This window comes from Aquimarina sp. MAR_2010_214, from assembly GCF_002846555.1.
Taxonomy (GTDB): domain Bacteria; phylum Bacteroidota; class Bacteroidia; order Flavobacteriales; family Flavobacteriaceae; genus Aquimarina.
Genome location: NZ_PJMS01000001.1, coordinates 2,084,970 through 2,108,346, shown reverse-complemented (window position 1 = coordinate 2,108,346; position 23,377 = coordinate 2,084,970). Strand labels below are relative to the sequence as shown.

Annotated in this window: 23 protein-coding genes; 17 read left to right on the top strand and 6 right to left on the bottom strand. The window is 33.0% G+C overall.

The features are described from left to right. Window positions 1-49: 49 nt before the first annotated feature. The 4 genes from ATE84_RS08850 to ATE84_RS08835 all read left to right on the top strand — a co-directional run bounded on the left by ATE84_RS08850 (window position 50) and on the right by ATE84_RS08835 (window position 6,079). Window positions 50-700, top strand: a complete 651-nt coding sequence (locus ATE84_RS08850) for a hypothetical protein (RefSeq protein WP_233195773.1) — start codon at window positions 50-52, stop codon at window positions 698-700. Between the two features lie 21 nt (window positions 701-721). Next, window positions 722-2,866, top strand: a complete 2,145-nt coding sequence (locus ATE84_RS08845; RefSeq protein ID WP_101447620.1) for a Calx-beta domain-containing protein — start codon at window positions 722-724, stop codon at window positions 2,864-2,866. Window positions 2,867-3,318: 452 nt separating this feature from the next. Continuing rightward, a complete protein-coding gene (locus ATE84_RS08840) occupies window positions 3,319-4,464 on the top strand; it encodes a gliding motility-associated C-terminal domain-containing protein (protein ID WP_101447619.1) in 1,146 nt (381 codons plus the stop codon). Window positions 4,465-4,645: 181 nt separating this feature from the next. Next, window positions 4,646-6,079, top strand: a complete 1,434-nt coding sequence (locus ATE84_RS08835; RefSeq protein WP_101447618.1) for a hypothetical protein — start codon at window positions 4,646-4,648, stop codon at window positions 6,077-6,079. A 3-nt stretch (window positions 6,080-6,082) separates the two neighbouring features. Here the strand turns inward: ATE84_RS08835 and ATE84_RS08830 are convergent, their stop codons facing one another. Continuing rightward, on the bottom strand, window positions 6,083-6,508 hold the full coding sequence (locus tag ATE84_RS08830) for a GNAT family N-acetyltransferase (protein ID WP_101447617.1): 426 nt from the start codon (window positions 6,506-6,508) through the stop codon (window positions 6,083-6,085). Between the two features lie 119 nt (window positions 6,509-6,627). On the opposite strand from ATE84_RS08830, the gene ATE84_RS08825 reads away from it, so the two are divergent. The 4 genes from ATE84_RS08825 (at window position 6,628) to ATE84_RS08810 (ending at window position 9,502) form a co-directional block, all read left to right on the top strand. Continuing rightward, on the top strand, window positions 6,628-7,212 hold the full coding sequence (locus tag ATE84_RS08825) for a ClpP family protease (RefSeq protein WP_255412053.1): 585 nt from the start codon (window positions 6,628-6,630) through the stop codon (window positions 7,210-7,212). 36 nt (window positions 7,213-7,248) lie between these two features. Then, window positions 7,249-7,974, top strand: coding sequence for a M15 family metallopeptidase (locus tag ATE84_RS08820; protein ID WP_101447615.1), 726 nt, complete (start codon window positions 7,249-7,251; stop codon window positions 7,972-7,974). Window positions 7,975-8,085: 111 nt separating this feature from the next. Beyond that, window positions 8,086-8,571, top strand: coding sequence for a CAP domain-containing protein (locus ATE84_RS08815; RefSeq protein ID WP_101447614.1), 486 nt, complete (start codon window positions 8,086-8,088; stop codon window positions 8,569-8,571). Window positions 8,572-8,731: 160 nt separating this feature from the next. Continuing rightward, the gene (locus ATE84_RS08810; protein WP_101447613.1) at window positions 8,732-9,502 is read left to right on the top strand and encodes a M48 family metalloprotease; all 771 of its coding nucleotides are present in this window, start codon (window positions 8,732-8,734) and stop codon (window positions 9,500-9,502) included. 45 nt (window positions 9,503-9,547) lie between these two features. On the opposite strand, the gene ATE84_RS08805 is transcribed toward ATE84_RS08810, so the two are convergent. Together ATE84_RS08805 and ATE84_RS08800 are read right to left on the bottom strand one after the other, a co-directional pair. Beyond that, window positions 9,548-9,928 carry an ankyrin repeat domain-containing protein gene (locus ATE84_RS08805; RefSeq protein WP_101447612.1) on the bottom strand — a complete coding sequence of 127 codons (381 nt, stop codon included), beginning with the start codon at window positions 9,926-9,928 and terminating at the stop codon, window positions 9,548-9,550. Between the two features lie 217 nt (window positions 9,929-10,145). Next, window positions 10,146-10,529: an ankyrin repeat domain-containing protein gene (locus ATE84_RS08800; RefSeq protein WP_101447611.1), complete on the bottom strand. Its 384-nt coding sequence runs from the start codon at window positions 10,527-10,529 to the stop codon at window positions 10,146-10,148. A 312-nt stretch (window positions 10,530-10,841) separates the two neighbouring features. On the opposite strand from ATE84_RS08800, the gene gpmI reads away from it, so the two are divergent. The 4 genes from gpmI to ATE84_RS08780 all read left to right on the top strand — a co-directional run bounded on the left by gpmI (window position 10,842) and on the right by ATE84_RS08780 (window position 15,658). After that, window positions 10,842-12,359, top strand: a complete 1,518-nt coding sequence (gene gpmI / locus ATE84_RS08795; protein WP_101447610.1) for a 2,3-bisphosphoglycerate-independent phosphoglycerate mutase — start codon at window positions 10,842-10,844, stop codon at window positions 12,357-12,359. 229 nt (window positions 12,360-12,588) lie between these two features. Then, window positions 12,589-13,155, top strand: coding sequence for an RNA polymerase sigma factor (locus ATE84_RS08790; RefSeq protein WP_101447609.1), 567 nt, complete (start codon window positions 12,589-12,591; stop codon window positions 13,153-13,155). Between the two features lie 25 nt (window positions 13,156-13,180). Continuing rightward, complete coding sequence (locus ATE84_RS08785; RefSeq protein ID WP_101447608.1) at window positions 13,181-14,275, top strand: FecR family protein; 1,095 nt, start codon at window positions 13,181-13,183, stop codon at window positions 14,273-14,275. A 399-nt stretch (window positions 14,276-14,674) separates the two neighbouring features. Next, window positions 14,675-15,658: an IS110 family transposase gene (locus ATE84_RS08780; RefSeq protein WP_101447607.1), complete on the top strand. Its 984-nt coding sequence runs from the start codon at window positions 14,675-14,677 to the stop codon at window positions 15,656-15,658. Between the two features lie 129 nt (window positions 15,659-15,787). Here ATE84_RS08780 and ATE84_RS08775 read toward each other — a convergent pair whose 3' ends face one another. Further along, the gene (locus tag ATE84_RS08775) at window positions 15,788-16,639 is read right to left on the bottom strand and encodes a hypothetical protein (RefSeq protein WP_101447606.1); all 852 of its coding nucleotides are present in this window, start codon (window positions 16,637-16,639) and stop codon (window positions 15,788-15,790) included. A gap of 304 nt (window positions 16,640-16,943) precedes the next feature. On the opposite strand from ATE84_RS08775, the gene ATE84_RS08770 reads away from it, so the two are divergent. The 3 genes from ATE84_RS08770 (at window position 16,944) to ATE84_RS08760 (ending at window position 19,154) form a co-directional block, all read left to right on the top strand. Continuing rightward, entirely contained in the window at window positions 16,944-17,405 is a 462-nt protein-coding gene (locus tag ATE84_RS08770; RefSeq protein ID WP_101447605.1) for a RidA family protein, read from the top strand. Window positions 17,406-17,520: 115 nt separating this feature from the next. Next, window positions 17,521-18,339 (top strand): type I methionyl aminopeptidase, encoded by an 819-nt coding sequence (gene map / locus ATE84_RS08765; RefSeq protein WP_101447604.1) that lies wholly within the window; start codon window positions 17,521-17,523, stop codon window positions 18,337-18,339. Between the two features lie 47 nt (window positions 18,340-18,386). Then, complete coding sequence (locus ATE84_RS08760) at window positions 18,387-19,154, top strand: class I SAM-dependent methyltransferase (RefSeq protein WP_101447603.1); 768 nt, start codon at window positions 18,387-18,389, stop codon at window positions 19,152-19,154. A 3-nt stretch (window positions 19,155-19,157) separates the two neighbouring features. Here the strand turns inward: ATE84_RS08760 and ATE84_RS08755 are convergent, their stop codons facing one another. After that, window positions 19,158-20,153 (bottom strand): FAD:protein FMN transferase, encoded by a 996-nt coding sequence (locus ATE84_RS08755; protein ID WP_101447602.1) that lies wholly within the window; start codon window positions 20,151-20,153, stop codon window positions 19,158-19,160. A 4-nt stretch (window positions 20,154-20,157) separates the two neighbouring features. After that, on the bottom strand, window positions 20,158-20,535 hold the full coding sequence (locus ATE84_RS08750) for a Na(+)-translocating NADH-quinone reductase subunit F (RefSeq protein ID WP_101447601.1): 378 nt from the start codon (window positions 20,533-20,535) through the stop codon (window positions 20,158-20,160). Between the two features lie 531 nt (window positions 20,536-21,066). On the opposite strand from ATE84_RS08750, the gene ATE84_RS08745 reads away from it, so the two are divergent. Beyond that, window positions 21,067-21,561, top strand: a complete 495-nt coding sequence (locus ATE84_RS08745; protein WP_101447600.1) for a hypothetical protein — start codon at window positions 21,067-21,069, stop codon at window positions 21,559-21,561. 1 nt (window position 21,562) lies between these two features. Further along, window positions 21,563-23,290: a tetratricopeptide repeat-containing sensor histidine kinase gene (locus tag ATE84_RS08740; RefSeq protein ID WP_101447599.1), complete on the top strand. Its 1,728-nt coding sequence runs from the start codon at window positions 21,563-21,565 to the stop codon at window positions 23,288-23,290. Window positions 23,291-23,377: the final 87 nt, after the last annotated feature.

The window sequence follows — 23,377 nt, the reverse complement described above, 5'->3', positions numbered from 1 at the left end:
TCAAGTATCTAAACAAATTAAAGTAAGGAAAAGCGTAATACTATTAAAAATGAAAAAATTACCCCTAATAGCTTTCTCATTCATATTATCTACTGGCATGTTTGCACAAATTGGTACAGGTGATGCTGGTGCATTAATAGGATTACCCACCGCTACTGATTTAGCTGAAATAAATGCAATTATTGGCCCTAGTATAGGCTCTGTAGTTTTTAATTTGAATGATCAAGAGATTTATCGATTTACTAGCACAGGGTGGCAAAGAAGTACTGATGACCAATTAGATTCTGAAGTAAATCTGACAACTCCTATTGATGTTGATGAAAGTGGCGAAACCACTCCAACTCTTGAAACTAATGTGCAGCAAGTTATACAAGCTATTGCCCCTATTACATCAGGAGCTGCAAGAGTATTTTACCCTCCATCTATTGAGGTTCCTGTGGCAACGAATGGTACATTTACATTAAATCTTTATAATCAATATACTGCACAGTTTTCTTCTCCTACTGCAACTAGCCCTGCAGCTCCGGATATACCTGTATATGCTGCAAATGAATTGCATTACTATGTTACTTTTGCCGATCCAGCTGTTTTTAACACTGGGACCATGAGTATAGATGCTAATGGAGTTTTAACTTATACTGTTATTGGTCAGCCGTTAGATTTTAATTCATTAATCAATGTAGTATTTGTTGTTAAATAAACCTATATCACTAAAACCTTAATGAAAAAACATCTACATATCAGATTTCTTACCTTACTATGTACGTTAGTATTTGGTAGTTATGTTTCCTATTCTCAAGCATTGATAGAAATTGAGGTTAACTGGCAAGCATGGTCTTCTGAAAACAGAGTTACTTTTAGAGATCCTTCAAGTACTACAATAGCACCTACAATTTGTAATCCTGCTGATTGTTTTAATGGAGCTTCAAATACATCTTATAATAATATTGGTACTCCGCAAGCTTATGTAAGTGTACCATATGGAACTGGATACACATTGCTATTAGAGGATTGGTTTGGTGATGGATGGAATGGAGCTGGTAGTTATATACGAGTATATCAAGATGGAGTATTAATTCTAGAGTCATTCCCAAATTTTATAACAAATACCACTCTTACATTTGATATTATCCAACCAATACCTGAAATATCTATAAATGATGTTTCAGTTGATGAAAATGCAGGAACAGCAACATTTACGATTACACATACAGGCATAGATACAGCAAGTGGTTTTACTGTTGATTTTACTACTGCTAATAACTCTGCAACTGCTGGAGCAGATTACACAACAACAAGTGGGACCTTATCATTTTCGGGAACTATTGGTGATACAGAAAGTATAACTGTTCCAATATTGGATGACATTAGTACAGAGGGAGATGAAACCTATTTCATTAATTTTTCTAATGTAAGTGATCCTTCGGTTAACATTACAGATCAAGGAATAGGTACTATTGTCGATGTTGAAATAGACAATCCTAGACCTTATGAAGAACGAATTACGATCAATGTCAGAGGTAATTTTGATATGATTGGAAATACAAATCTTATTTGTACAGCAAATTGCCCAGGAACTCCTACATCTAATAATCCTAGTGTGGTTATGGGTTATGCCAGTGTAGATGGTACTACCATAAATTCAAGTAGTGCAAATTTCACTTTACCCCCGGGAGCAACTGTAGCTTGGGCTGGATTGTATTGGGGTGGTTCATATAACTCAACCTTTGGTGGAATAACAAACCCAGATCCTTCTTTGAATCTACAGCAAGTACAGTTTAGAGAACCTGGAGCAGGGGCATATACATCGGTTAACGCTGGAGTAACAAATATTGAAACTGGTTCATTTGCAGGATGGAATACATTTATGTCTTTTGCAGATGTGACCTCGGTTGTGCAAACAGCAGGATCAGGAACTTATACTGTTGCGGATATTCCATTAATCACCGGTAGTGCCTTCACCGGGCCTTTTGGTGGATGGACCATGGTAATTATTTATGAAGACCCTTCAGATATCACACGGAGTGTAAGTATATGGGATGGTTTTGATTTTTTTGGATTTGGAGCTAATGACACTTTTACGGTTACGGGTTTACTAACTCCATCTATAGGAGCTTTTGATACAGATGCGGGATATTTCGCTTTTGATGGTGAAGCAAATCTAGCAGGAGATTTTGTATCTATAAATGGAACCGTTCTTTCTAACGTTCTAAATCCTGCCAACAATACATTGAATAGTACAATCTCTAAATTTGGAGTAGATATTGGTGGAAGAAACCCTAATTTGAATTTTAACTGGGGAATGGATATTGATATTTTTGATGCTACTGGTTTGGTTCCGAACAATGCAACAACTTTAAATGTAGACCTTGGGAGTGCTAACGAAGGTATTTGGGGAGGAGTTTTTGCACTTTCTACAGAAGTTGCTTTTCCTGCAGTAGCAAGTAAAGATTTTTCTCCTGCAACAATTGGATATGGTGAGGAATCGACAGTAACTATAACTATAGAAAATCCTACTACCGGAGTAGATCTTACAAATTTGTCACTAACAGATAATTTACCCTCAGGAATGGCAATATCAACTTCGCCAGATGGAACCTCATCTTGTGGTGGAACCATAACCTCTGTACCTGGTTCTGATAATTTTTCTATTTCAGGAGTAAGTCTACCGGCAGGTAATTCTTGTACTTTTACATTTGATGTAATAGGAACCGCGGTAGGAACTTTTGACAACACTGTATCGTCTGGTGATATTTCGAATGATCAGAATATTCCTCTAGCAGGAACAACTACTGGAACACTTAATGTGATTGTCAAAACAGTAATAACCAATAGGAAAATCACATATCGAATAAAGCCAAATTAATATCAGTAAAAAAATAGAATAATTTTAAGAGAAATAGATTCATTTCACTTTGTATTTGACTTATTTTGAAATGTAATACCGATATCTAAAGAATCAACTTAAGTACTTCAAAGAAAATCAATCAAATCCACCATCAATTGTTAAAGGAAAATATCACAAAATTATGATAAAGAACATATAATTCGTACCATATTATCATAATTTATATTAATTCAATAAAATCTACACATCAGTCTATTTATTTTCTTATGTTTGCTTTGTCAAAATGTTTATTTTTTAAGAATATGTAACTTTTCAACAAAATCATACCGTTTACCGAACTAAAAATGCATTTCACCGATAAATAATTGCATTTTGTCGTGAAAAAGTAGTGTTTTTTTGCTAAAAAAGAATATATTTGCCATAACATATTTACTGTTAAACCGTAACAACAGTATTACCCCAATATAACTATGGATAGAATAATTTTTATTATCGTATGCTTTCTGGCCCAAGTTACTATAGCCCAGCAAGCTTTTCATAACTATGGGAATATTCAAATTCACGATCAAGGTGAAGTTGGTTTCCACACTGATTTAATTAACGATGGTACGTTTGACCAAAATTTAGGTCTAGCAGGATTTTATAATCCTACAGGTAGCCTTAATGTATCAGGTGATAATCGCCCCATATTTCACAATATGGAAATTGATGTTGTAGACGATTTGCTGTTGGATGTTGCTGTTGGTGTGACCAATTTTCAGGAATTTATAAACGGAAGAGTACAAACTCCGAGAGATAGACTTAATGTTTCTTTAGATTACATAAATGACGCTCCATATTTGGGTGAAAATGATGATCGATATGTAGATGGATATTCTTCTATCACCGGAATATTAGATTTTACTTTCCCTATTGGAGATGATTATAGATTACGTCCTATGCGTATCGAAAATCAAGCAGCTGTAAACACAGCGCGAGGTGCATATTTCTTTGAAAACCCAAATACTCCTAATTTTTTCTCTACTAGTTTTAATACTGATAATTTTAGTAATGTATTATTTGGTGTGAGCTCTTTTGAATTTTGGGATCTTGATGGAGATGTAGAAACTAGAGTAACTCTTACCTGGGATGACAACAGTAATATCCCTACTCTTGTTGATGAGCTAGAGGACCTTAGAGTTGTAGGATGGGATAGAAATCTACAACAGTGGGTTAGTTTAGGGAACTTTACAGCTTCTGGGGATTTAAATAATGGAGAAATCACTTCAGAACTAATGATTCCTGATAATTATGTTATTCTTACGTTTGGTTCTTCTGATATCATATTAGACGGTGATCTGGAAATATTTACAGCAGTTTCTCCGAATGGTGATGGAGTTAATGATACTTTTATCATTCAAGGTATTGAACAATTTTCTAACAATGAAGTAATAATCTTTAATAGATGGGGAGTTGAAGTATACCGTAAAAAAGGATATGATAACTCATGGGGAGGTTATTCTGAAGGTAGAACTACAATTGCACAGGATGAACAATTACCGGTAGGTACATATTATTATATCTTAAAAATTGAAGGTCAAAAAGATCGTTCTGGATACTTATATATTAATGTATAAGATTATGTTTCTCTAAGAGTCTTAATTTTAACCGACCAATACAACACCACTTTCTCAAAATAAAAAAGGTCTATTCTAAAAAAAAGTACAAACTCACTGTACCTATAAAATAATAAATGGTTAACTTCAGATCAAGTAAAGTCATTTTTTTATGACATTACCACCTAAAAACTAGTGTTATATGAAGAAAACAGTACTTATTCTCTTACTAATTCTACCTAGAATTATTTTTTCTCAGATCGATGAATTTTCTGTAATGGGTCTTCCGACAGCTGCTACTAATGTAGAAATGAATGGCGTAACCGCTGCCGCTACAGGAGCAATTTTATACAACTTAGAAGAAAGTAAAATATTTGTTTTTGATGGTACTAATTGGGTATCTACCACTAATGATAATTGGTTAGTAGATGGTAATACTGGATTACCCGCTACCTCCTTTTTAGGTCATACTGATGATGTAAAAATGGAAATCCGATCCAACAACCTACCATTATTACAATTTGGCAGAAGGCAAACTTTAGGGTTAACGCAAGCCTACCCTGACTATACCGATAATGATCAACCCATGGTACATATTAATGGAGACGGTACTACATCTGCACTTCAGTTTGCTGCTTCAGGAGCTGATTTTTATAAACCAATGTTCTTTACAACAACAAATGGAAGTTTTCGTCTAAAAGGAAGTACTGGAGGAACGGACCTGTTTGAAATAGGTTCTGCAGGCCCTGCAAATGATGGGAAATTAGAATTTATTATTGGTGATGATGGTAATGAACCTATTGTATTTAAAAGATACCATTATAGCCGTGGCCAGTTTCATCGAGAGTTTTTTAGAGTACAAGGAAGTAACAACACTGCAGATGCCACCACAAGGTTTGGTATTAACTTAAACCCGCAAGAAGTTCCTGTCGACACTGGCTATGATGATCCATCTAACACTGGGTTTAATATAGCAAACTCTACTTTACAACTTGAAGGGTCTTTTTCAACTTCGATAACCAGTACTACCGGAAATCTAACCTTAACCGAAAATCATCATACTATTCACATCACAGGAGCGCATAACATAACACTACCAAATGCCAATACTTGTGAGGGTAGAATTTACATTCTCAAAAATAGTACCAATGCAAACAGAACTATTAGTACGTATCGTGATCTTACCAATTCAAACCAGACTATTATCGGAAGTGAATCTGTATTATGGATAAAAAGTGATGGTACCAATTGGCAACAAATAAATAATAGTGCTGGATCTAGTGCAGGAGGAATTGTAAGCACAGACACTAATAATGATATTACAGTAGGCACCGATAGTGGAGCTTTTTTCGATAGTCCTGTAAAAGCAATGGGTAAAGTTGCAGCAAACGGTAATGCTTTAAGAATTAATGGAGCTACAGTTACGAGAATTAATCTTGGAAGGTACAGAGTTACACTTGGAACAACCAGATCTACTGCCAACTATATTGTACAATTAACAATAGGTCGTCAAAATGATCGTGATATGGCAGCAACAGTATTAAATCAGACAACAAATCGTTTTGATGTTAACATTACGGATTATTTAGGAGATAGAATAGATCGCATATTCTATTTCACTGTAATAGATTTTTAGCATTTATAACTTTTTCACAAAATGATGTGCCCATATTTCATATCCTTCATTAAGGTAGAATTTATGTGAAGGATAATTCACTACATAACTATTTAGTTCAGAAGCTTCACATCCCCTACTCTTTGCATATTCATATATCCAATTAAATACCTTCCTCCCTATCCCTTCACCTCTATTCTCTTCATCAATATATACATGATCAGGCTCACATGATCTACCTACATAATGACGCGTCATAAACCATAACCCAAAAAAGCCAATTATTTTTTTATCTAAATATACTCCCCAACACTCATAATTCTGTTCAAACATTTCACTAAACCTTTGTGTTAAAACAATATCAGAAAATTGATTATTCATCAATTTCTGAAGTAATGGTAAAACGATATCAAAGTCCTCTTCTAAAATTTTGTGAAATGCTAAATCCATATGATGCTTTTCTGCAAAAATAATTATACTTTTATCTCAAAGATGTAAAGAATCCTTAAAAAAGAAATAATCTGCCAATTATATTATTTTCTTGGCTATTTATAACATCTTTATTAAGTATTACAAACAAGTCTAAAAGAATAAAAAATATAAAGATGAAAGCAAAATCAGGAAAAACACAAGATCTGATCGATAAAAAATTTCTGGAAGAACGTAGTGTATTTCTTTGGGGACAGGTAGATGATAAGTCGGCTAAACATGTAATCGATAGGCTTATGTATCTGGATATGATAAGTAACAAAGAAATCAAGTTATATATTAATAGTCCCGGAGGATATGTTACATCAGGATTTGCAATGTATGATACTATTAAAAGCTTAAAAAGCCCAGTTTCTACTATTTGTACTGGATTAGCTGCGTCTATGGGATCAATTCTTCTAAGTGTAGGTGAAAAAGGTCGTAGATTTATTCAACCTCATGCAAAAGTTATGATCCACCAACCAAGTGGTGGTGCTAGAGGGCAAGCTTCTAATATAGAAATTCAGGCAGCAGAAATTCTTAAGACTAAAGAGCTAAGTGCTCAAATCCTTGCTGATAACTGTGGGCAAGATGTTGAGAAAGTGCTTAAGGACTTTAATCGTGATTATTGGATGGACGCTCAAGAATCACTAGAGTACGGTATTATAGATGGAATTCTGGAATAATGTATCCAGAAATCATATAATTCTAATCAGACACCTATGGTAAGAAGAGATTTTATTAGTATTAGTGCCTTGGGGGTGATTGGAGTTTCATTATCATCATTTTCTATGCTTCAGTCAGAATTCTCTAAAGATGATTTAATGGGAAAAAGTAATCCATCACTTTTTGGTGATGGATATAAGCTTCGTAAAGACGCTTATGAAGCTTTTCTTAAAATGAAGACTGAAGCACTAAAAAGTGGGTTTAAAATAAAAGTTGTTTCCAGCTACAGAAACTATGCACACCAGAACCGAATCTGGGAACGTAAATACAAAAAATTCACAACACAAGGATTATCCCCTATTAAGGCAATACAAAAGATTATAGAATATTCTACCATTCCCGGTACATCCAGACATCACTGGGGTACCGATTTAGATATTGTAGATGGTAACGCTCCACAACCCAAAGGGTTGCTTCTTGCCGAAAATTTTGAAGGTGATGGCCCATTTTGCAAGTTTAAAGAATGGATGGATAAACATGCCAACTCTTTTGGTTTCTATCTTGTATATACAAATAAGGAAAATAGAAAAGGTTTTAAATATGAACCCTGGCATTATTCATACGCACCACTCTCAATTCCTATGTTAAAAGCATATCAAAAACTAGATATCGCTAAAGAGTTAAAAAAGGTAAATTTACTTGGTAGTAACTTTTTCTCAGAAGACTTTATTAAGCAATATATCACAGAGAACATATCTGATATTAACCCAGAACTACTATAGATATAATAGAAGTTATCTTGATTTTTCAAATCGAATCAAAAAGTCAAGATGACTTCTATATACTAAAATTATACTATTTTAGTTATTTATTAAAATAAAGACCCCATACTAATGAAAACTTCTTTGATTAAATGCTGTGCTTTTATTCTTTTATGCACAGTTTTATCGTGTACTAAGGATGATGACAATCCAAGTACAGAGACTCCAGGTACAGAAACTCCAAATGAAATTTCGATTACAGACGAAATCTTAAAATTGGTAAATGAATATCGACAAAACAAAGGATTAGCTGCATTGACAAAAAATACTACTGCAGAGCAGTTGGCGGCTGATCATACGCGATATATGATTTCTAAAGGTGTTATTAATCATGACAATTTTGATGCTAAATTTAAAACTTTACAAGAAAAAGAAAATGCCACTGGAATGGCAGAAAATGTAGCTAACTTTTATCCCGATGCACAGAGTGTTGTAACAGGATGGATAAATAGTGATGGACATAGAAAAAATATCGAAGGTAACTATACTCATACTGGTATTGCCGCAATAAAAGATGAAAGTGGTAGATACTATTATACACAAATTTTTTACCGTTAAACTCTGCAAACTCAACTATGCATTGTTAGCACTAATCTCGTTCTCTAACTAAGAACGGTACCTCTAGTAGTTGCTTGCTAAGAAGTGTTTTTTCATTTTATTAGTAAGCAACTTTTATATTTATTAACTTTAAGGTTTTTGATATTAAAATTAATTTATAATGAGACGTGGAGGCTTAAAAATCAGAATATTAATAGGTTTAGCAATTATAGCCTTTGCATTTTTCAAAAAGTGCAATAATAAAACACTAAATCCTTACACAGATAGAGTACAAAACATTAATATGACTAGTGATCAGGAAATAGCAATTGGATTACAAAGTGCTCCTGAAATGGCCCAGCAACATGGAGGATTATACCCTGATCAAAAATTACAAAGCTATATTGATATGATTGGAAACAAACTGGTCAATTCGAGTATGGCAAAACAAACTCCTTACCAATATGAGTTTCATTTATTAGCTGATCCAAATATTGTTAATGCTTTTGCTCTTCCAGGAGGACAAATATTTATAACCTATGCTTTGTTGTCTAAATTAGAAAATGAAGATCAGGTTGCAGGTGTATTAGGTCATGAAATTGGTCATGTATTGGGTCGACATTCTGCAGAAAGAATAGCAGAGCATGAATTCTGGAAAACTATATCTACTGGAGCGTCAGTTGGTGCAGATGCAGGAGGAATTGTAAACGGTATTGGACAAAATGTTTTATTAAAAAATGGGCGTGGTGATGAATTAGAAAGTGATAAACTAGGCGTTTTGTTTATGATCAATTCGGGCTACAATCCTGAAGAAATGATTGGCGTGATGAAAATCCTAAAAGCCGCTGCTGGACCTAACCGTGTTCCTGAGTTTCAAAGCTCCCACCCTGATCCCGAAAATCGTATAGAAAAAATCAAAGACGCAATACGAGAATATAGTAGTACACAATAAAAAAACCATTGCCTGTTGATATCAACAAGCAATGGCTTCAAAAATTTATGATAATTTTTTCAAAAGATCTATTGCATCCTGGGCATTAGATAATTTTGCAAATTTCATTGCTGTATAGCCTTTACTATCTTTAGTCTTGATTTTTGCTCCATTCTTCACAAGTACTTCAATAATATCTGTACGATTATATCGTGCGGCATACATAAGAGGTGTCATCCCGTCAGATTTTTTATTAACATCGCTGCCGAGTTCTATCAATTTTTTTACGGTTTCTAAATCTCCTTTTACAATTGCCATACAAAACGGACTTGTTTTATATACAGTAAGATCATAACTATGACTAGTAGTAGTCACATTTGTTTCTGTAGCTAAACTTACAGAAGTAATACACATAATTAATAGGGTTGCTAAAACTGTTTTTTTCATGATAAAATTGATTTTTAAGTTATTTGATTGACTTATTTATATAGTATGACACTAGAATCAATATTTTGTTACATCTCCCTATACTAAATAACATCACTTTAACTTTATCATAACAAAATATTCTAATAAAAGCGATGCATTTTGATTGAACAAACCCGTCTACCATTATAAAAATGATAAACGGGTTTATATAGGTTTAAAACTAATTCTGAGTTAATTATTTCTTCTTAAGCTCTAATAACAAGGTCTTAGCTTCTTTCGCTCCTGATAATTCTGCATATTTCATTGCGTTATAACCTTTTGTATTTCTAACATTGATTTTTGCTCCATTAGCAACTAAAAGCTTTATGATCTCTAGTCGATTATAACGAGCTGCATACATAAGAGGCGTCATATCATCTGAAAATTTATTTACTTCACTTCCCAACTCAACCATTTTTTTCACCATTTCATAGTCGCCTTTAGCGATTGAAATACAAAAAGGAGATACTTTAATGATTTCTGTTTTCGCAACCTTATATGTTTTAAGGTTTTTTACGGGATCATTTGCTAAAACTAGACCAACCGTCATACACATTACTAAAATTGATAGCTTTTTCATTTTTTTATTTTTATAAATTCATTATTGATTTGTGGTATGTCAAAATTTGACGGCGCAAATGAATTACATTATTCTCATAAAAAATAGTATAATTTTAAGAATAACTTACTTTTAACCTTCCCTACACAAATTCGTTAATGATTTCATAAAAACGGCACGTCAGTTAATATTACAAAAAGGTATAAATTACATAAGAATAACATAGGCTTTTTGTGTGCTTGTAAGCGAAGTTGTAACTTTGTTTCTTATTTCATTTTTTTGAGATATAAGTTCAAAAAATAACCAACCAAAAACCATAATTAAGAATACATTATGAATAAAAAAGTAATCCTGATGATCTTAGATGGGTGGGGAACCTCACCTGACCCCAAAGTATCTGCCATCGATCACGCAAACACTCCGTATATCGATAGTTTATACACTCACTATCCTAATGCTTCATTGCGTACCGATGGTCTTCATGTTGGCTTACCAGATGGGCAAATGGGGAATAGTGAGGTTGGTCATATGAACCTTGGGGCTGGTAGAATTGTATATCAGGATTTGGCCAAAATCAATATGGCTGTCAAAAACAACACTTTAAAAGATGAATCTGTTCTTCTAGATGCTTTTCGATATGCTAAAGAAAAAAATAAAAATGTTCATTTACTTGGCCTGGTAAGTGACGGTGGAGTTCACTCTCACATCAATCATATTAAAGGACTACTTGATGCAGCTCATTCTTATGATTTAAAAAATGTTTTCCTTCACGCATTTACCGACGGTCGTGATGTAGATCCAAAATCTGGTAAAACTCACATTAAAAACATCCAGGATTATATGTCCAAAACTACAGGTAAACTAGCTTCTATCGTAGGGAGGTACTATGCCATGGATAGAGACAAAAGGTGGGAACGTGTTAAATTAGCCTATGACCTGTTGGTAAATGGAATTGGTGAAACCAGCACCAATGCCATAGATAGTATTCAAAATAGTTATGATAATGACATTACAGATGAATTTATCAAACCAATTATATTGCAAGAAAACGGAACTTCGGTAGCCACAATACATGATGATGATGTTGTAATTTTCTTTAATTTCAGAACAGACCGAGGCAGAGAATTAACCGAAATGCTTTCTCAAAAAGATATGCACGAGTATAATACACACAAGCTTTCTTTACATTATGTTACAATGACTAACTATGATGAAAACTTTGAAGGTGTTAATGTTATTTATAATAAAGATAATATTACTGAAACTCTAGGAGAAATCATTTCTAAAGCAGGTAAAACTCAAATTCGTATTGCAGAAACAGAAAAATACCCACATGTAACTTTCTTTTTTTCTGGAGGGCAAGAAGAACCTTTTGAAGGAGAATCAAGAATATTAAGAAATTCTCCGAAGGTAGCAACCTATGATCTTAAACCTGAAATGAGTGCATATGAACTGAGAGATGCCCTTATACCAGAGTTACAAAAAGGCGATGTCGATTTTGTGTGTCTAAATTTTGCAAATGGTGATATGGTAGGACATACAGGAGTAATGGAAGCTGCTATTAAAGCTTGTGAAGCTGTAGATCAATGTGTAAAAGATGTAATAACCGCCGGGTTAGAAAATCAATATTCTACTATTATGATTGCAGATCACGGTAATTGCGAAACTATGATTAATCCAGATGGTACGCCACATACAGCTCATACGACTAACCCCGTTCCTTTTATTTTAATAGATAACGATCAGATAAAAGTGAATGATGGAGTTTTAGGGGATATTGCTCCTACAATTCTTGATCTTATGGGAATAGAAAAACCCAAAGCGATGACACAAAATTCATTATTAAAATAATATCCATAGGATTTTATAGAACAATTTCACATTTTATAGAAGTAAATCGAATAAAAAACACTCTTTATTATAGTTGTATAAAGAGTGTTTTTATTTTTCAAAATTCTTTTGTTACCTTAACCTAGATTATACTTTATTTATACAACTAATAAAAAAAGTGTAATTAATACGCAGCGAAACCCGATATTCTTGGTTATACATTATATGAGTTAAGCACTAACCCTTATTCATGAATATAAAAGAACAAGACAGACTAGTAAAAGCCTGTAAAAAGGGTAATCGGGATGCCATGGAAAAAATATACAATACTTTTGCGCCGCGAATGATCGCGGTGGGGCTTCGCTATTGTATAAATCAATCTGATGCAGAGGACATTGTACAAGAAGCTTTCATCAAAGTGTTTAAAGGCATTAAAAAGTATCGCCATAAAGGAACATTGGGAAGTTGGATTGAAAGAATTGTTGTGAATTGTGCCATTGATCATTGGCATAAAATGAAAAAAACGATTCATGTAGGTCATGAAAATTTCATCAATAAAAATGAAATACAGGAACTAGAAGAACCCGAAAAAGAGGATCTATCTCAAGAAATATCAATAGAGAAACTAAGAATCTTGATTAATGATTTACCAGATCAGTATCGCTATGTTCTGAATCTTTATGCCATAGAAGGGTATTCTCATAAAGAAATAGGTGAAATGCTTAGCATTAAAGAAAGCACATCAAGATCTAACTATACCAGAGCAAGAAAAAAGCTATTAGAGCGTATGAGGAATAATGGAGTTGTAAAGTTTTAACGTTTAAAACCTAAATGAGTAACAAATGAAAGATGATAAAGACCTTTTAAAATCGCTTTTACAAGCAAAATTTAAAAGTGATTCGATTATACCATCGAAGGATAGGTTTGATGACATATACAATGCAGTACAGGAGCAAAAGGTTAAACGTAATTATGTTCCTTGGTATGAAATAACTGTAATTGCCATATTACTTTGTGCAGTATTTATACTGTATTATGTAATGAACGATACTACTTCAGAAAAAACAGATATCACTCCGTCACATAAAGAAAATATCGATTCTATTGAGTCAAAAAATGATCAAACCATAATCCAAACAAAAGAGCAGCCAAAAACTATTGAAATCAAGCCTGTAGAATCCAATACCGATTCTAAACCTATAAAAACAGTCAAAACAGAAATTTTTTCTATCGACGCTACCATTTTAGAACCAGACGAAGAAAGTAAAGAAAAAGGATTTATTGGAGTATCCTATATCGCTTCAGAAAAATATGCTTCAACAAAAAGCACTAAGTACATTAAACTTCCTGATTCGAGTATGATGGTGATGAGAAAAAACAGTAAAGTTAATTTCCATACTTCAATTCAAAGTTATCGAAGAGTTGATCTCATTGGTACTATATTCTTTTCAATACAGAAAAATGAATCAAAACCATTCGTTATACACGGAAAACATTGTAATGTTCAGGTAAGCGGAAATTCTTTTGCTATAGCTACCGAAAAAGATGCTGATTACATCACCCTTATTGAAGGTTCTGCAGAAATAATTCATCGTAAAACCGGTAAAAAACAAAATGTAGTATCGGGACAAAGTTTTAGTATCAATAGCCAGGAAATTATTCTCCTTAAAAGATCTCCTAATCAATTTGCCCGGAAAACTGGTGCTCTACATTATGAAAACACTAGTGTAAGTCAAATCATTCACGATTTAGGAGAAAACTTTGATGCCAAAATCAGATTAAAACGCAGCCCTTTACTTGATTGTAAATACAATGGATCTTTTAGCAATGCAACTACCGAAAAAGTCCTCGGTGAATTGGCAAAGAAGTTGAATATAAAAATAGAAAAGGAAGGCGAGATTTTTATAATTATAGGAGAAGGTAATTGTGCTAATTAAAAATTAGCGTATCGTAAATATCTTCTTTGTAAACTCTAAAAAAATATTTTAACACATTTGATTCTTTTAGTACTTCTTACGATAAATACAACCTGTTGTGCATTTAGAAATTAATAGCATAAAAAAGCGTCAATTCGAGTGGTTTTTCGAAATAGAATGAAGTACAATCTTCCTTTGGCCGAAGCACTCCTTTAGACTTGCATAATTATATTTATTGAAATAAAAAAGAGCAGAACTTAAGTACACTAATAACACTCAGAAGGGTAAACTTCATAGTTCGATTTAGACTTAAGTTCTTTCTTTCATCAACAATCTCTAATAGAAATTCGGGATTTTAAGCCCATTATCAAGGAGTCGAGTTATGATGAAAATGCTCTTTTCATTCAGAGAGGTAAAATTATGAAAAGTATTTATTTAGGAATTGACATTAGTAAAAAAACATTAGATATTTGTTTAGTTGATCAGAAATCAGAAGCATTCTTTAAGATTGAAAATAAAATCAAAGCGATTAAAAAACTCTTTAAGGAGATAACTACTTTAGATGCTGAGATCTTTATTGCAATGGAAAATACTGGTCTTTATAATTATAATTTATATGAAGTTTTGAAGGATTATTCATTTAATGTTTATGTGATCGATCCTAAGCACATTAAACGAAGCATCGGTTTAGTTCGTGGTAAGAATGATAAAGTTGATGCTAAGCGCATTGCTACTTTTATTGAAAGGAACTATCAAGATTTTGATTGCTGGAAGCCCACAAGTGAGGCTGTACAAAATATAAAAATACTGATGAGCCAACGTAGACATAAGGTAAAAACTAGACAGGCTATTAAACAACAAAATAAGGAGCTTAAAACAATTAAAAGGACTAAAATAATAAGTTCCTCAATGAAAATCAATTTAAAAGAAATTGAGCAGATTAATAAACATATAGCGGCTATAGAAAAATTGATTAAAGAGGAGATAGCTAATGATTCTGTTTTGAAAAAGGACATAGAACGTATCAGAACTATACCAGGAATAGGATCAGTTACAGCTTGGACTTTAGCTGTGAAAACTGATGGTTTTGTGCGATTGACTAATCCGAGAAAACTAGCTTGTTTTGCTGGCGTTGTTCCATTCGAACAACAAAGTGGAACAAGTCTAAAGACAAAACCAAGAGTATCAAAAATGGCGGATATGCAACTTAAATCCGTGCTCCAAATGGCAGCTATGAGAGCAGTAAGAATGGATAACGATCTTAAACACTTTTACTTGAGAAAAGTAGAAGAAGGTAAGAACAAAATGAGTGTACTCAATGCTGTTAGAAACAAACTAATACATATCGCAATGGCATTAATAAAAAACAAATCTTTTTATGAAAACCGTTTGGTATTGTCATAGAAATCGAATTGACGAATTTCGAATTAAAAAAGCTTAAATACACAACAGGTTATAAATACATTATTTATATATAAAAACTGGTCTATAAGATGTTTTATAGACCGGTTTTTTTTTGATTTGATATAAGTTCTATAGATCAAAAGTTATCGTTCCTTCTACTGAAGTAAGTACAACCTTACGATCACAGGTTCCATCACCAAAATCAATATTAAAATTAACTCCATAATTACTAGAATATTCTTGTAATCCCTGCACAGGATATTTAAGAAAGCTTAATCCTTCAAAACAGGCTGCTTTATATACTATTGGAGATCCATCAACAGATTTTGTTTTTATAAAGAAAGGTTCTTTTAAATTTTCTAATGAAGAGGATTCTTTCAAGGTAATAACCTCCTGCTCTGTAAAACGGTTTTCAAAAGAAAAATTTCTATTCGTCGTATATTGATACGTTTCTCCATCGGGAGCTGAAATAACCCCATCTATTTTCACATCAAATACAGGAATATCATCAGTGCTTTGTTCTTCATTTTTTTGAGCAACTCTGTACCCATTAAAAATATACCCTTGATCATATTGTACATTTTTAAACACCGCAGAATCTTTAAATTTAGATAGTAAATTTTCGGCTACATAGTATTCTAAGCCACCTGTCCAATCGTCAAATTGACATTGATCTCCTGCATCATTCAAAATCAATTTGCTGTAGTAATCATATCCTGAAAAACCTGGAATGGGTTTTTCCTGATAAGAAATCAATAATTCAATAGAGAAACAAGTTTCTTTACTATTTTTGGATGAGTTTTTAAGATTTAAAGAAGCTTGTTCTGAGATTTTTCCAAAATCATCCATAGCGAAGTTCATTGTTTTACTCAATTCAAATGTTTCTTTATTATTTTGTTCAGAAACACTATCATCAACATCATTTTTAGTACAACTCACTACTAGGCCAAAAATCAGGGCACAAATCAATAGTTTTTTCATGGTTTTCTTTTTTTAAGTGAATATTATCTTTGTTTTCTATCTATTAAACCTTAAAAAAATAAAAACGCTGCGTCGATACTTCATTATTTGTTAAACTAGCGTCAAATCATTGGATCAGGCATTAGCTTTTGTATATATTGGCAGGGGAAACAATTATGGATCAAAATCAGAAAAACATTTTTTTTAGCTATTACCAGTTCTCTTTTTCTTGCGTAAAGTTTGCAAAAGAAACTCTCGAAAAAGGTATGTTAGCCATTGTTTCTAAACAACCCTATAAACATTCTTACGAGGATTAAATAATACGATGACACCAAAAGAAAAATTAAACGCACTCGGACTCCAATTACCAGAAATATCAACTCCAGGAGGATCTTACGTATCTGTAAATACAAGGGGAAATATAGCCTATATAGCTATTCAATTTCCTATTCGCAATGGAGCGTATTTATATCAAGGTAGATTGGGTGACACCATAACTACAGATCAAGGGTATGAAGCTATGAAATTATGTGCTCTTAATGTTCTTGCCCAAATTGATGAAAAAATTGGCTTTGATACTATCGAAGGACTCAATCATATTGATGCTTACTTCCAGTCAAGTATGCATTGGGATGATTCTCCTATTGTGGTAAATGGTGCTTCTGACTTATTTATTGAAGTACTAGAAGAAAAAGGCACACACACCAGAGCAATTTTTGGAGTCGATAAACTCCCTCGAAATTTTAGTGTGGGTCTAACTACTTCATTTACATTAAAAACTACTTAAAAATACGTTAATCACTATAGTAAAAAAGTGAAATCATAAAATAGAAGGTACTGTTAGGTAGAACATGCATTATTCTTTGTAAATTTGCCTTCTTTTACCAAGGAATTGTTTACATATGATTATTACCAAAACACGTGAAGAAATAGAATTAATGCGCGAAAGTGCATTAATCGTATCAAAGACATTAGGGATGTTAGCCTCCGAAGTTAAACCTGGGGTAACTACGCTACATTTGGATAAACTTGCAGAAGAGTTTATTAGAGATCATGGTGCAATTCCCGGATTTTTGGGATTGTATGATTTCCCAAACACCTTATGTATGAGTCCTAATGCTCAAGTAGTTCATGGGATTCCGAATAATACCCCCTTAGAAGAAGGTGATATTATATCTATTGATTGTGGTGCGATTAAAAATGATTTCTATGGAGATCATGCGTATACATTTCCTGTAGGCGAAGTATCTGAAGAAGTAGAGCGCTTACTTCGCGTTACTAAAGAATCTTTATACGTTGGGATTGCAGAACTTAAAGTTGGAAAGCGAGTAGGTGATGTTGGGTATGCTATCCAAAAATTTACTGAAGAAGCAGGTTATGGTGTAGTTAGAGAATTAGTAGGGCATGGTTTGGGTCGAAAAATGCATGAAGATCCTGAAATGCCTAATTATGGAAGACGTGGAAAAGGGAAAAAATTTATCGAAGGTATGGTCGTTGCAATTGAGCCTATGACAAACATGGGAACTCACCGTATTAAACAATTACAAGATGGGTGGACTATTCTTACGGCTGATGGGAAACCAAGTGCTCATTTTGAACATGATGTAGCGATAATTGATGGAAAACCAGAAATCCTCTCAACTTTTAAATATATCTATCAGGCATTAGGTATCGAATCTAATGAAGAAGATGCATTTAGACAAGAAGTATTGACTGTATAGTATCTGTTCTTTAGTACTCAAGAGTTTTCTTTGTGTAGCTTTTCAAAATGAAAAAACTATTTAAATTTATACTTAATACGATCCCCAGACCGCTATTGATTCGGTTGAGTTATATAGCACGCCCGATATTATCATTATTTTTAAGGGGAAACACCTATACTGACCCAATTGATGGTAAAAGCTTTTCTCGTTTTTTACCTTATGGATATGGTAAACAAAGAGATAATGTGCTTTCTCCATCAACTTTATCATTAGAACGTCATCGGTTACTCTGGTTATTTCTAACTCATGAAACCGAATTTTTTACGACGCCCACCAAAGTATTACATTTTGCTCCTGAACAGGCCTTTTATAAAAGGTTTAGAAATTTAAAACACCTTGATTATACTACTACTGATCTTAATTCTCCATTGGCAGATGTAAAAGCAGATATCTGCAATTTACCTTTTACCGATAGCGAATATGACGTTATCTTTTGTAATCATGTTTTAGAACACATCCCAGATGACACAACGGCTATGCAAGAAATTTTCAGGGTGTTAAAACCGGGTGGAATGGCAATTCTGCAAATCCCTCAGGATCTAAATAGAGATGTAACCTTTGAAGACAATAGCATCACCGATCCACAAGAACGAGCCAGAATATTTGGTCAATATGATCATGTAAGGGTCTATGGTCGGGATTATTTCGAAAAATTAAGATCTATTGGTTTTAAAGTCGATGAAGTAGACTACACCAATATTTTATCAAAAGAGTCAGTCACTAAGTACTGTCTTGCTCCTGGTGAGATCCTTCCTGTTTGTTATAAGTCTTAATTTTTACTTTTCAGGAAAACCATTTACAGATAATGTTTTTAATTCCTTATTCTGATCTTCATAAATAAAGTATGCTTTGAGTTCTTGATGTGTTTCTAAGAATTTTTTTGAGTCTTCTAATCCCATCGACATTAATGCAGTTGCATATGCATCTGCTTCCATACAGGTATTGGTAATGATAGAAACTGCCAGAAGGTTTGATTTTAGGGGATATCCTGTTTTGGCATTCAAAATATGAATATATCGCTCTCCGTTTTCATCAATTTTATATTTTCTATACCCGCCAGAAGTAGCCATCGCTTCATCATGTAATGAAATTATCTTGCTATAGGATTGTGTATCATCAAAATTAGGATCTTCTACTCCTATCCTCCAAGGTTTCTGTTTAATTACATTACTTCCTTTACCTCTAATCTCTCCTCCTATTTCAACCAGGTAATTTTTGAATCCTTTGCTTTCAAAAAATTCAGCAAAAACATCTACTCCATATCCTTTTGCCAATGCATTAAAATCGATATATGTTTTAGGATCTTTTTTTACAATTCTATCTCCTTTCAATGTTACTTTATGTAAACCAACTGATAGCAATAAACTATCTATTTTAAGACTATCTAAAGAGGTGATTTTTCCTTCTGGCCCAAAATCCCATGCATTTACCAAAATCCCAATAGTAGGATCAAAAGCACCATTGGTTTCTTCATATATTTTCTTAGAAGTGGTAAATACGTTTACAAAATGCTCATCTATCGTTACTGTAGTATCACCAGAGTTAATTCTGGAGATATCAGAATCCTTGATATAAGTAGACATTGATCTATTAATAACAGCAATCAAACTGTCATATGATGTTGAAAAATCATACTCTTTATCATCAATAAACTGAGCAGAAAAAGTAGTCCCAAAAGCTTTTCCATTAGTGTAGTTAAGGTGTAATTTAGCCTCCTTTTTACATGAGACAAACAATCCTATTAATATAACTATACCTATTTTTCGAATCATAATTTTAGTTCAAATGAGTTTCTATTGTTTGTAATCCTGCATATTCTAAAACATATTCTTCGTTTAAAAACACCGGTTTATTTGGGTTTTCAGAATTTTGTAAACCAACACCGGCATAGAATACTTTTGCTTCTTGTTCTATAGCATGTTTTTTAAACGACTCCATCCAGATGACATCATAATTATGAGGGTTATCTGGATACGAAACTACTTTAACAAGCACGAAATATCTTTGATTAGATGCATCAACACACACAAACTGCGGATGTTTTCCCAGAGTGCTATTAATTGCAATAAATTCGAAACTTTTTTTTTCTAATTCTTCACCTACAATATTCATTGCAAGGTTATGTAATTCTTGTCTGGTAAGTATTCTGGTCATAGGGTGGCAAAGATATTATTTTGGAAACATAATTAAGAATTATACAACGAGTAAATTTGTAGCCTTAATTCAACCCCTCCTGTTGATCTTTCTTTGCTCACCCCAACCATAAAAAAGAAACAAAAACACTTCTACATTTTGTATTAATTACTCGATATTCTACATTCATTCCGGCTTCATATTTTTTCACTTTAATATTTTACATTTTGCGGTTTTACATTTTGCGGTTTTACATTTAACATTTTTCACTTTTAAAACCGGTTCTCGATAGTTCTGCTGAGCCTGCCGAAGTACTATTCCCCCCATTATCATTACGGAAAATCACTCGAACAGACATATTCATATCATTTACCTGCTGCATATATTGTAAATAATATTATAAAATACAGTCATTATTTTATGCATTCAGAGAAATTATTGTATGTTTAATGTGATAATTTAATACGCTTTTTCATGACTGTTAAATTATCTTTTTTGGTTTATTAAAAACCCTTAACCCTTTTTAATATAATAACTTTATAAGCATACCCTATGGATAATAAAATTACTTTGGCCGGATTAGATTTTGTGATTAATTTTTGTAACAAAATAAATACCCAACCTATTCCTTTGGCAGAAATCCCACAACAATCTTTAGCTAATATATATGCTAATCCCAAAGGAGAAAGGCATTATATTGTTAATATTATTTCATTTTTACCACTTAAACTAGATCCTTTAAAAAACACCAGTAGTGGTATCTTTTTAAATGAAGAAAAAACCATATTTTTTAATTATAATGGTGTTACAGATGTAAAGACCAGTATACAAACTGAAAATGACATCGTTGTTTCCAGGGATTTTAATATTGTATATGATTCTACTGATCCTATCCCCTCAGAATTTAATATGTACCATATTCAGATAGATTATAAAATCACATCGCTGAGAACACAGAGTGTAGAAGCTATTATAGTACATGATAAAAATCTAGATCCCGAAACGGATAGAGGTACAGTAACTTCTCCTATAAAAAGTCAGGATTAAAATGTATCGATGGAGCGTTATATTGTGTATATTCTTTGCTTCTAATTTTGCGTATAATCAATCTCAAAAAACCGGCCAACTCGGCTTATTTTATGATCATTTAGAGAATCACTGTAATGAAAAGACTTCGGTTACTGATTTTTGCAGCGCTGTAGAGTTTTATCGTAGTCACAAACGGGATTCTTGTTATATCTATGCGAGCAGAGCTTTAGAGATTGCAATAAGTCAAGAGCAACGAGACATCCTGAATTATATTCAGGGCGTAAGTGCAATTAACAAAAACCTGTATACCAAAGCACTCCAGAACATGAACAGCATTTCTGAACATTTTAAATTTTCAGAATTGAAAGATCATAAACTTGGTGAAATATATTTGGTTTTAGAAAATTATGATCAATCTATAGAGTATTATAAGAAATGGCTGGAGCAAGATAAGGAGGGTAAAGATGAAGTTTTAAAAAAAACTGCGTATCATAATCTAGGCATATCGTATTTACATAAAAAAGATTATGTAAATACAGAAAATTACTTTTCTAAAGAGTTAGCTTTAATCAAAGAAAAAGACACCCTATTTTTAATTGCCACCAAAATGGAGCTTGCCAATGCCTATTATAGTCAATACAGAGATGAAGAAGCCATCGCACTATTCGAAGAAGCTTATCGCTTGGCTACCTTATTTCATGATATCAAACTAAAACAGGATACAGCCAAAAATATGGCGGTAGTAGAAAAAAACAGAAAACGATATCAAGAAAGTGTTGCTTATTATATAGAATACGGGAAATGGAAAGATTCTATTTGGAACAGGGATAAAATCTGGGAGCTTACCGAAAAAGATAAACAACTTGCCATTGCACAAAAAGAGCAAGAAATATGGTTACAGGACGAAAAAATAAAAAGACAAAAAACGCAACGTAACGGTCTGATTATAGGTAGCTCGCTTTTACTCTTGTTTATTGGTGTTCTGGGATATTTTTATAAATTGTTAATTGGTAAAAAGAAATTGATTACAGAACAGAAAGAGCAATTAGATATCGCAAACACAACCAAAGATTATCTATTCTCTGTAGTCTCACATGATTTACGATCTCCTATCAACGCATTGAAACGACAGCATGAAAAATTGTTGGGTCACATAGCTGAAAAAGATTTGTTGGGAATTCAAAAAACTACGGATACTGCAATTACTTTAACAGAATCCACCAGTCATTTATTAAACAATGTATTGCACTGGTCGCTAGAGCAAAGTGAGCAATTATTTTTTGAGCAGGAAACATATCCTTTAAAACCTATTCTTGAACATGTTATAGATGATTATGAATATTTGGCAACAACCAAGGAAATTACACTCCAAACCTCATTAGATGCCTCTATTTTGGTTACAGTCGACAAGGAATCCTTAAAAATTATCCTTCGTAATATTCTTGATAATGCTATTAAATACACCAAAAATGAAGGGGAAATCACAATAACATCTGGTAATCACACTGCAAACGAATGTTTTATTGAGATTAGAGACACAGGTGCAGGTATTCCCCCTGAAATTTTAGCGAAGATCAATTCATTACACGGCATTACCACCGATAAAATTGATCGGTCTAAGGGAGTAGGTCTTGGATTACTATTATGTCATACACTCGTTAAAAAAAATAATGGACAATTAATTTTTGACAGTGAGCCTGGCGAAGGTACAAGGATCAAAATTGTATTACCAAAAGGAATTGATTAGCTATGAAAGTCTATAATGGATACCATTACTAATACTAATGGTTTATGAAATGTATATAGATGAAACGAGCATTAAGTAATTACTAAA

Bases quoted from the DNA above. Each gene is read 5' to 3' on its own strand.
- ATE84_RS08850 (WP_233195773.1), top strand. From the start codon at position 50: ATGAAAAAATTACCCCTAATAGCTTTCTCATTCATATTATCTACTGGC.
- ATE84_RS08845 (WP_101447620.1), top strand. From the start codon at position 722: ATGAAAAAACATCTACATATCAGATTTCTTACCTTACTATGTACGTTA.
- ATE84_RS08840 (WP_101447619.1), top strand. From the start codon at position 3,319: ATGGATAGAATAATTTTTATTATCGTATGCTTTCTGGCCCAAGTTACT.
- ATE84_RS08835 (WP_101447618.1), top strand. From the start codon at position 4,646: ATGAAGAAAACAGTACTTATTCTCTTACTAATTCTACCTAGAATTATT.
- ATE84_RS08830 (WP_101447617.1), bottom strand. From the start codon at position 6,508: ATGGATTTAGCATTTCACAAAATTTTAGAAGAGGACTTTGATATCGTT.
- ATE84_RS08820 (WP_101447615.1), top strand. From the start codon at position 7,249: ATGGTAAGAAGAGATTTTATTAGTATTAGTGCCTTGGGGGTGATTGGA.
- ATE84_RS08815 (WP_101447614.1), top strand. From the start codon at position 8,086: ATGAAAACTTCTTTGATTAAATGCTGTGCTTTTATTCTTTTATGCACA.
- ATE84_RS08810 (WP_101447613.1), top strand. From the start codon at position 8,732: ATGAGACGTGGAGGCTTAAAAATCAGAATATTAATAGGTTTAGCAATT.
- ATE84_RS08805 (WP_101447612.1), bottom strand. From the start codon at position 9,928: ATGAAAAAAACAGTTTTAGCAACCCTATTAATTATGTGTATTACTTCT.
- ATE84_RS08800 (WP_101447611.1), bottom strand. From the start codon at position 10,529: ATGAAAAAGCTATCAATTTTAGTAATGTGTATGACGGTTGGTCTAGTT.
- gpmI (WP_101447610.1), top strand. From the start codon at position 10,842: ATGAATAAAAAAGTAATCCTGATGATCTTAGATGGGTGGGGAACCTCA.
- ATE84_RS08790 (WP_101447609.1), top strand. From the start codon at position 12,589: ATGAATATAAAAGAACAAGACAGACTAGTAAAAGCCTGTAAAAAGGGT.
- ATE84_RS08785 (WP_101447608.1), top strand. From the start codon at position 13,181: ATGAAAGATGATAAAGACCTTTTAAAATCGCTTTTACAAGCAAAATTT.
- ATE84_RS08780 (WP_101447607.1), top strand. From the start codon at position 14,675: ATGAAAAGTATTTATTTAGGAATTGACATTAGTAAAAAAACATTAGAT.
- ATE84_RS08775 (WP_101447606.1), bottom strand. From the start codon at position 16,639: ATGAAAAAACTATTGATTTGTGCCCTGATTTTTGGCCTAGTAGTGAGT.
- ATE84_RS08770 (WP_101447605.1), top strand. From the start codon at position 16,944: ATGACACCAAAAGAAAAATTAAACGCACTCGGACTCCAATTACCAGAA.
- map (WP_101447604.1), top strand. From the start codon at position 17,521: ATGATTATTACCAAAACACGTGAAGAAATAGAATTAATGCGCGAAAGT.
- ATE84_RS08760 (WP_101447603.1), top strand. From the start codon at position 18,387: ATGAAAAAACTATTTAAATTTATACTTAATACGATCCCCAGACCGCTA.
- ATE84_RS08755 (WP_101447602.1), bottom strand. From the start codon at position 20,153: ATGATTCGAAAAATAGGTATAGTTATATTAATAGGATTGTTTGTCTCA.
- ATE84_RS08750 (WP_101447601.1), bottom strand. From the start codon at position 20,535: ATGACCAGAATACTTACCAGACAAGAATTACATAACCTTGCAATGAAT.
- ATE84_RS08745 (WP_101447600.1), top strand. From the start codon at position 21,067: ATGGATAATAAAATTACTTTGGCCGGATTAGATTTTGTGATTAATTTT.
- ATE84_RS08740 (WP_101447599.1), top strand. From the start codon at position 21,563: ATGTATCGATGGAGCGTTATATTGTGTATATTCTTTGCTTCTAATTTT.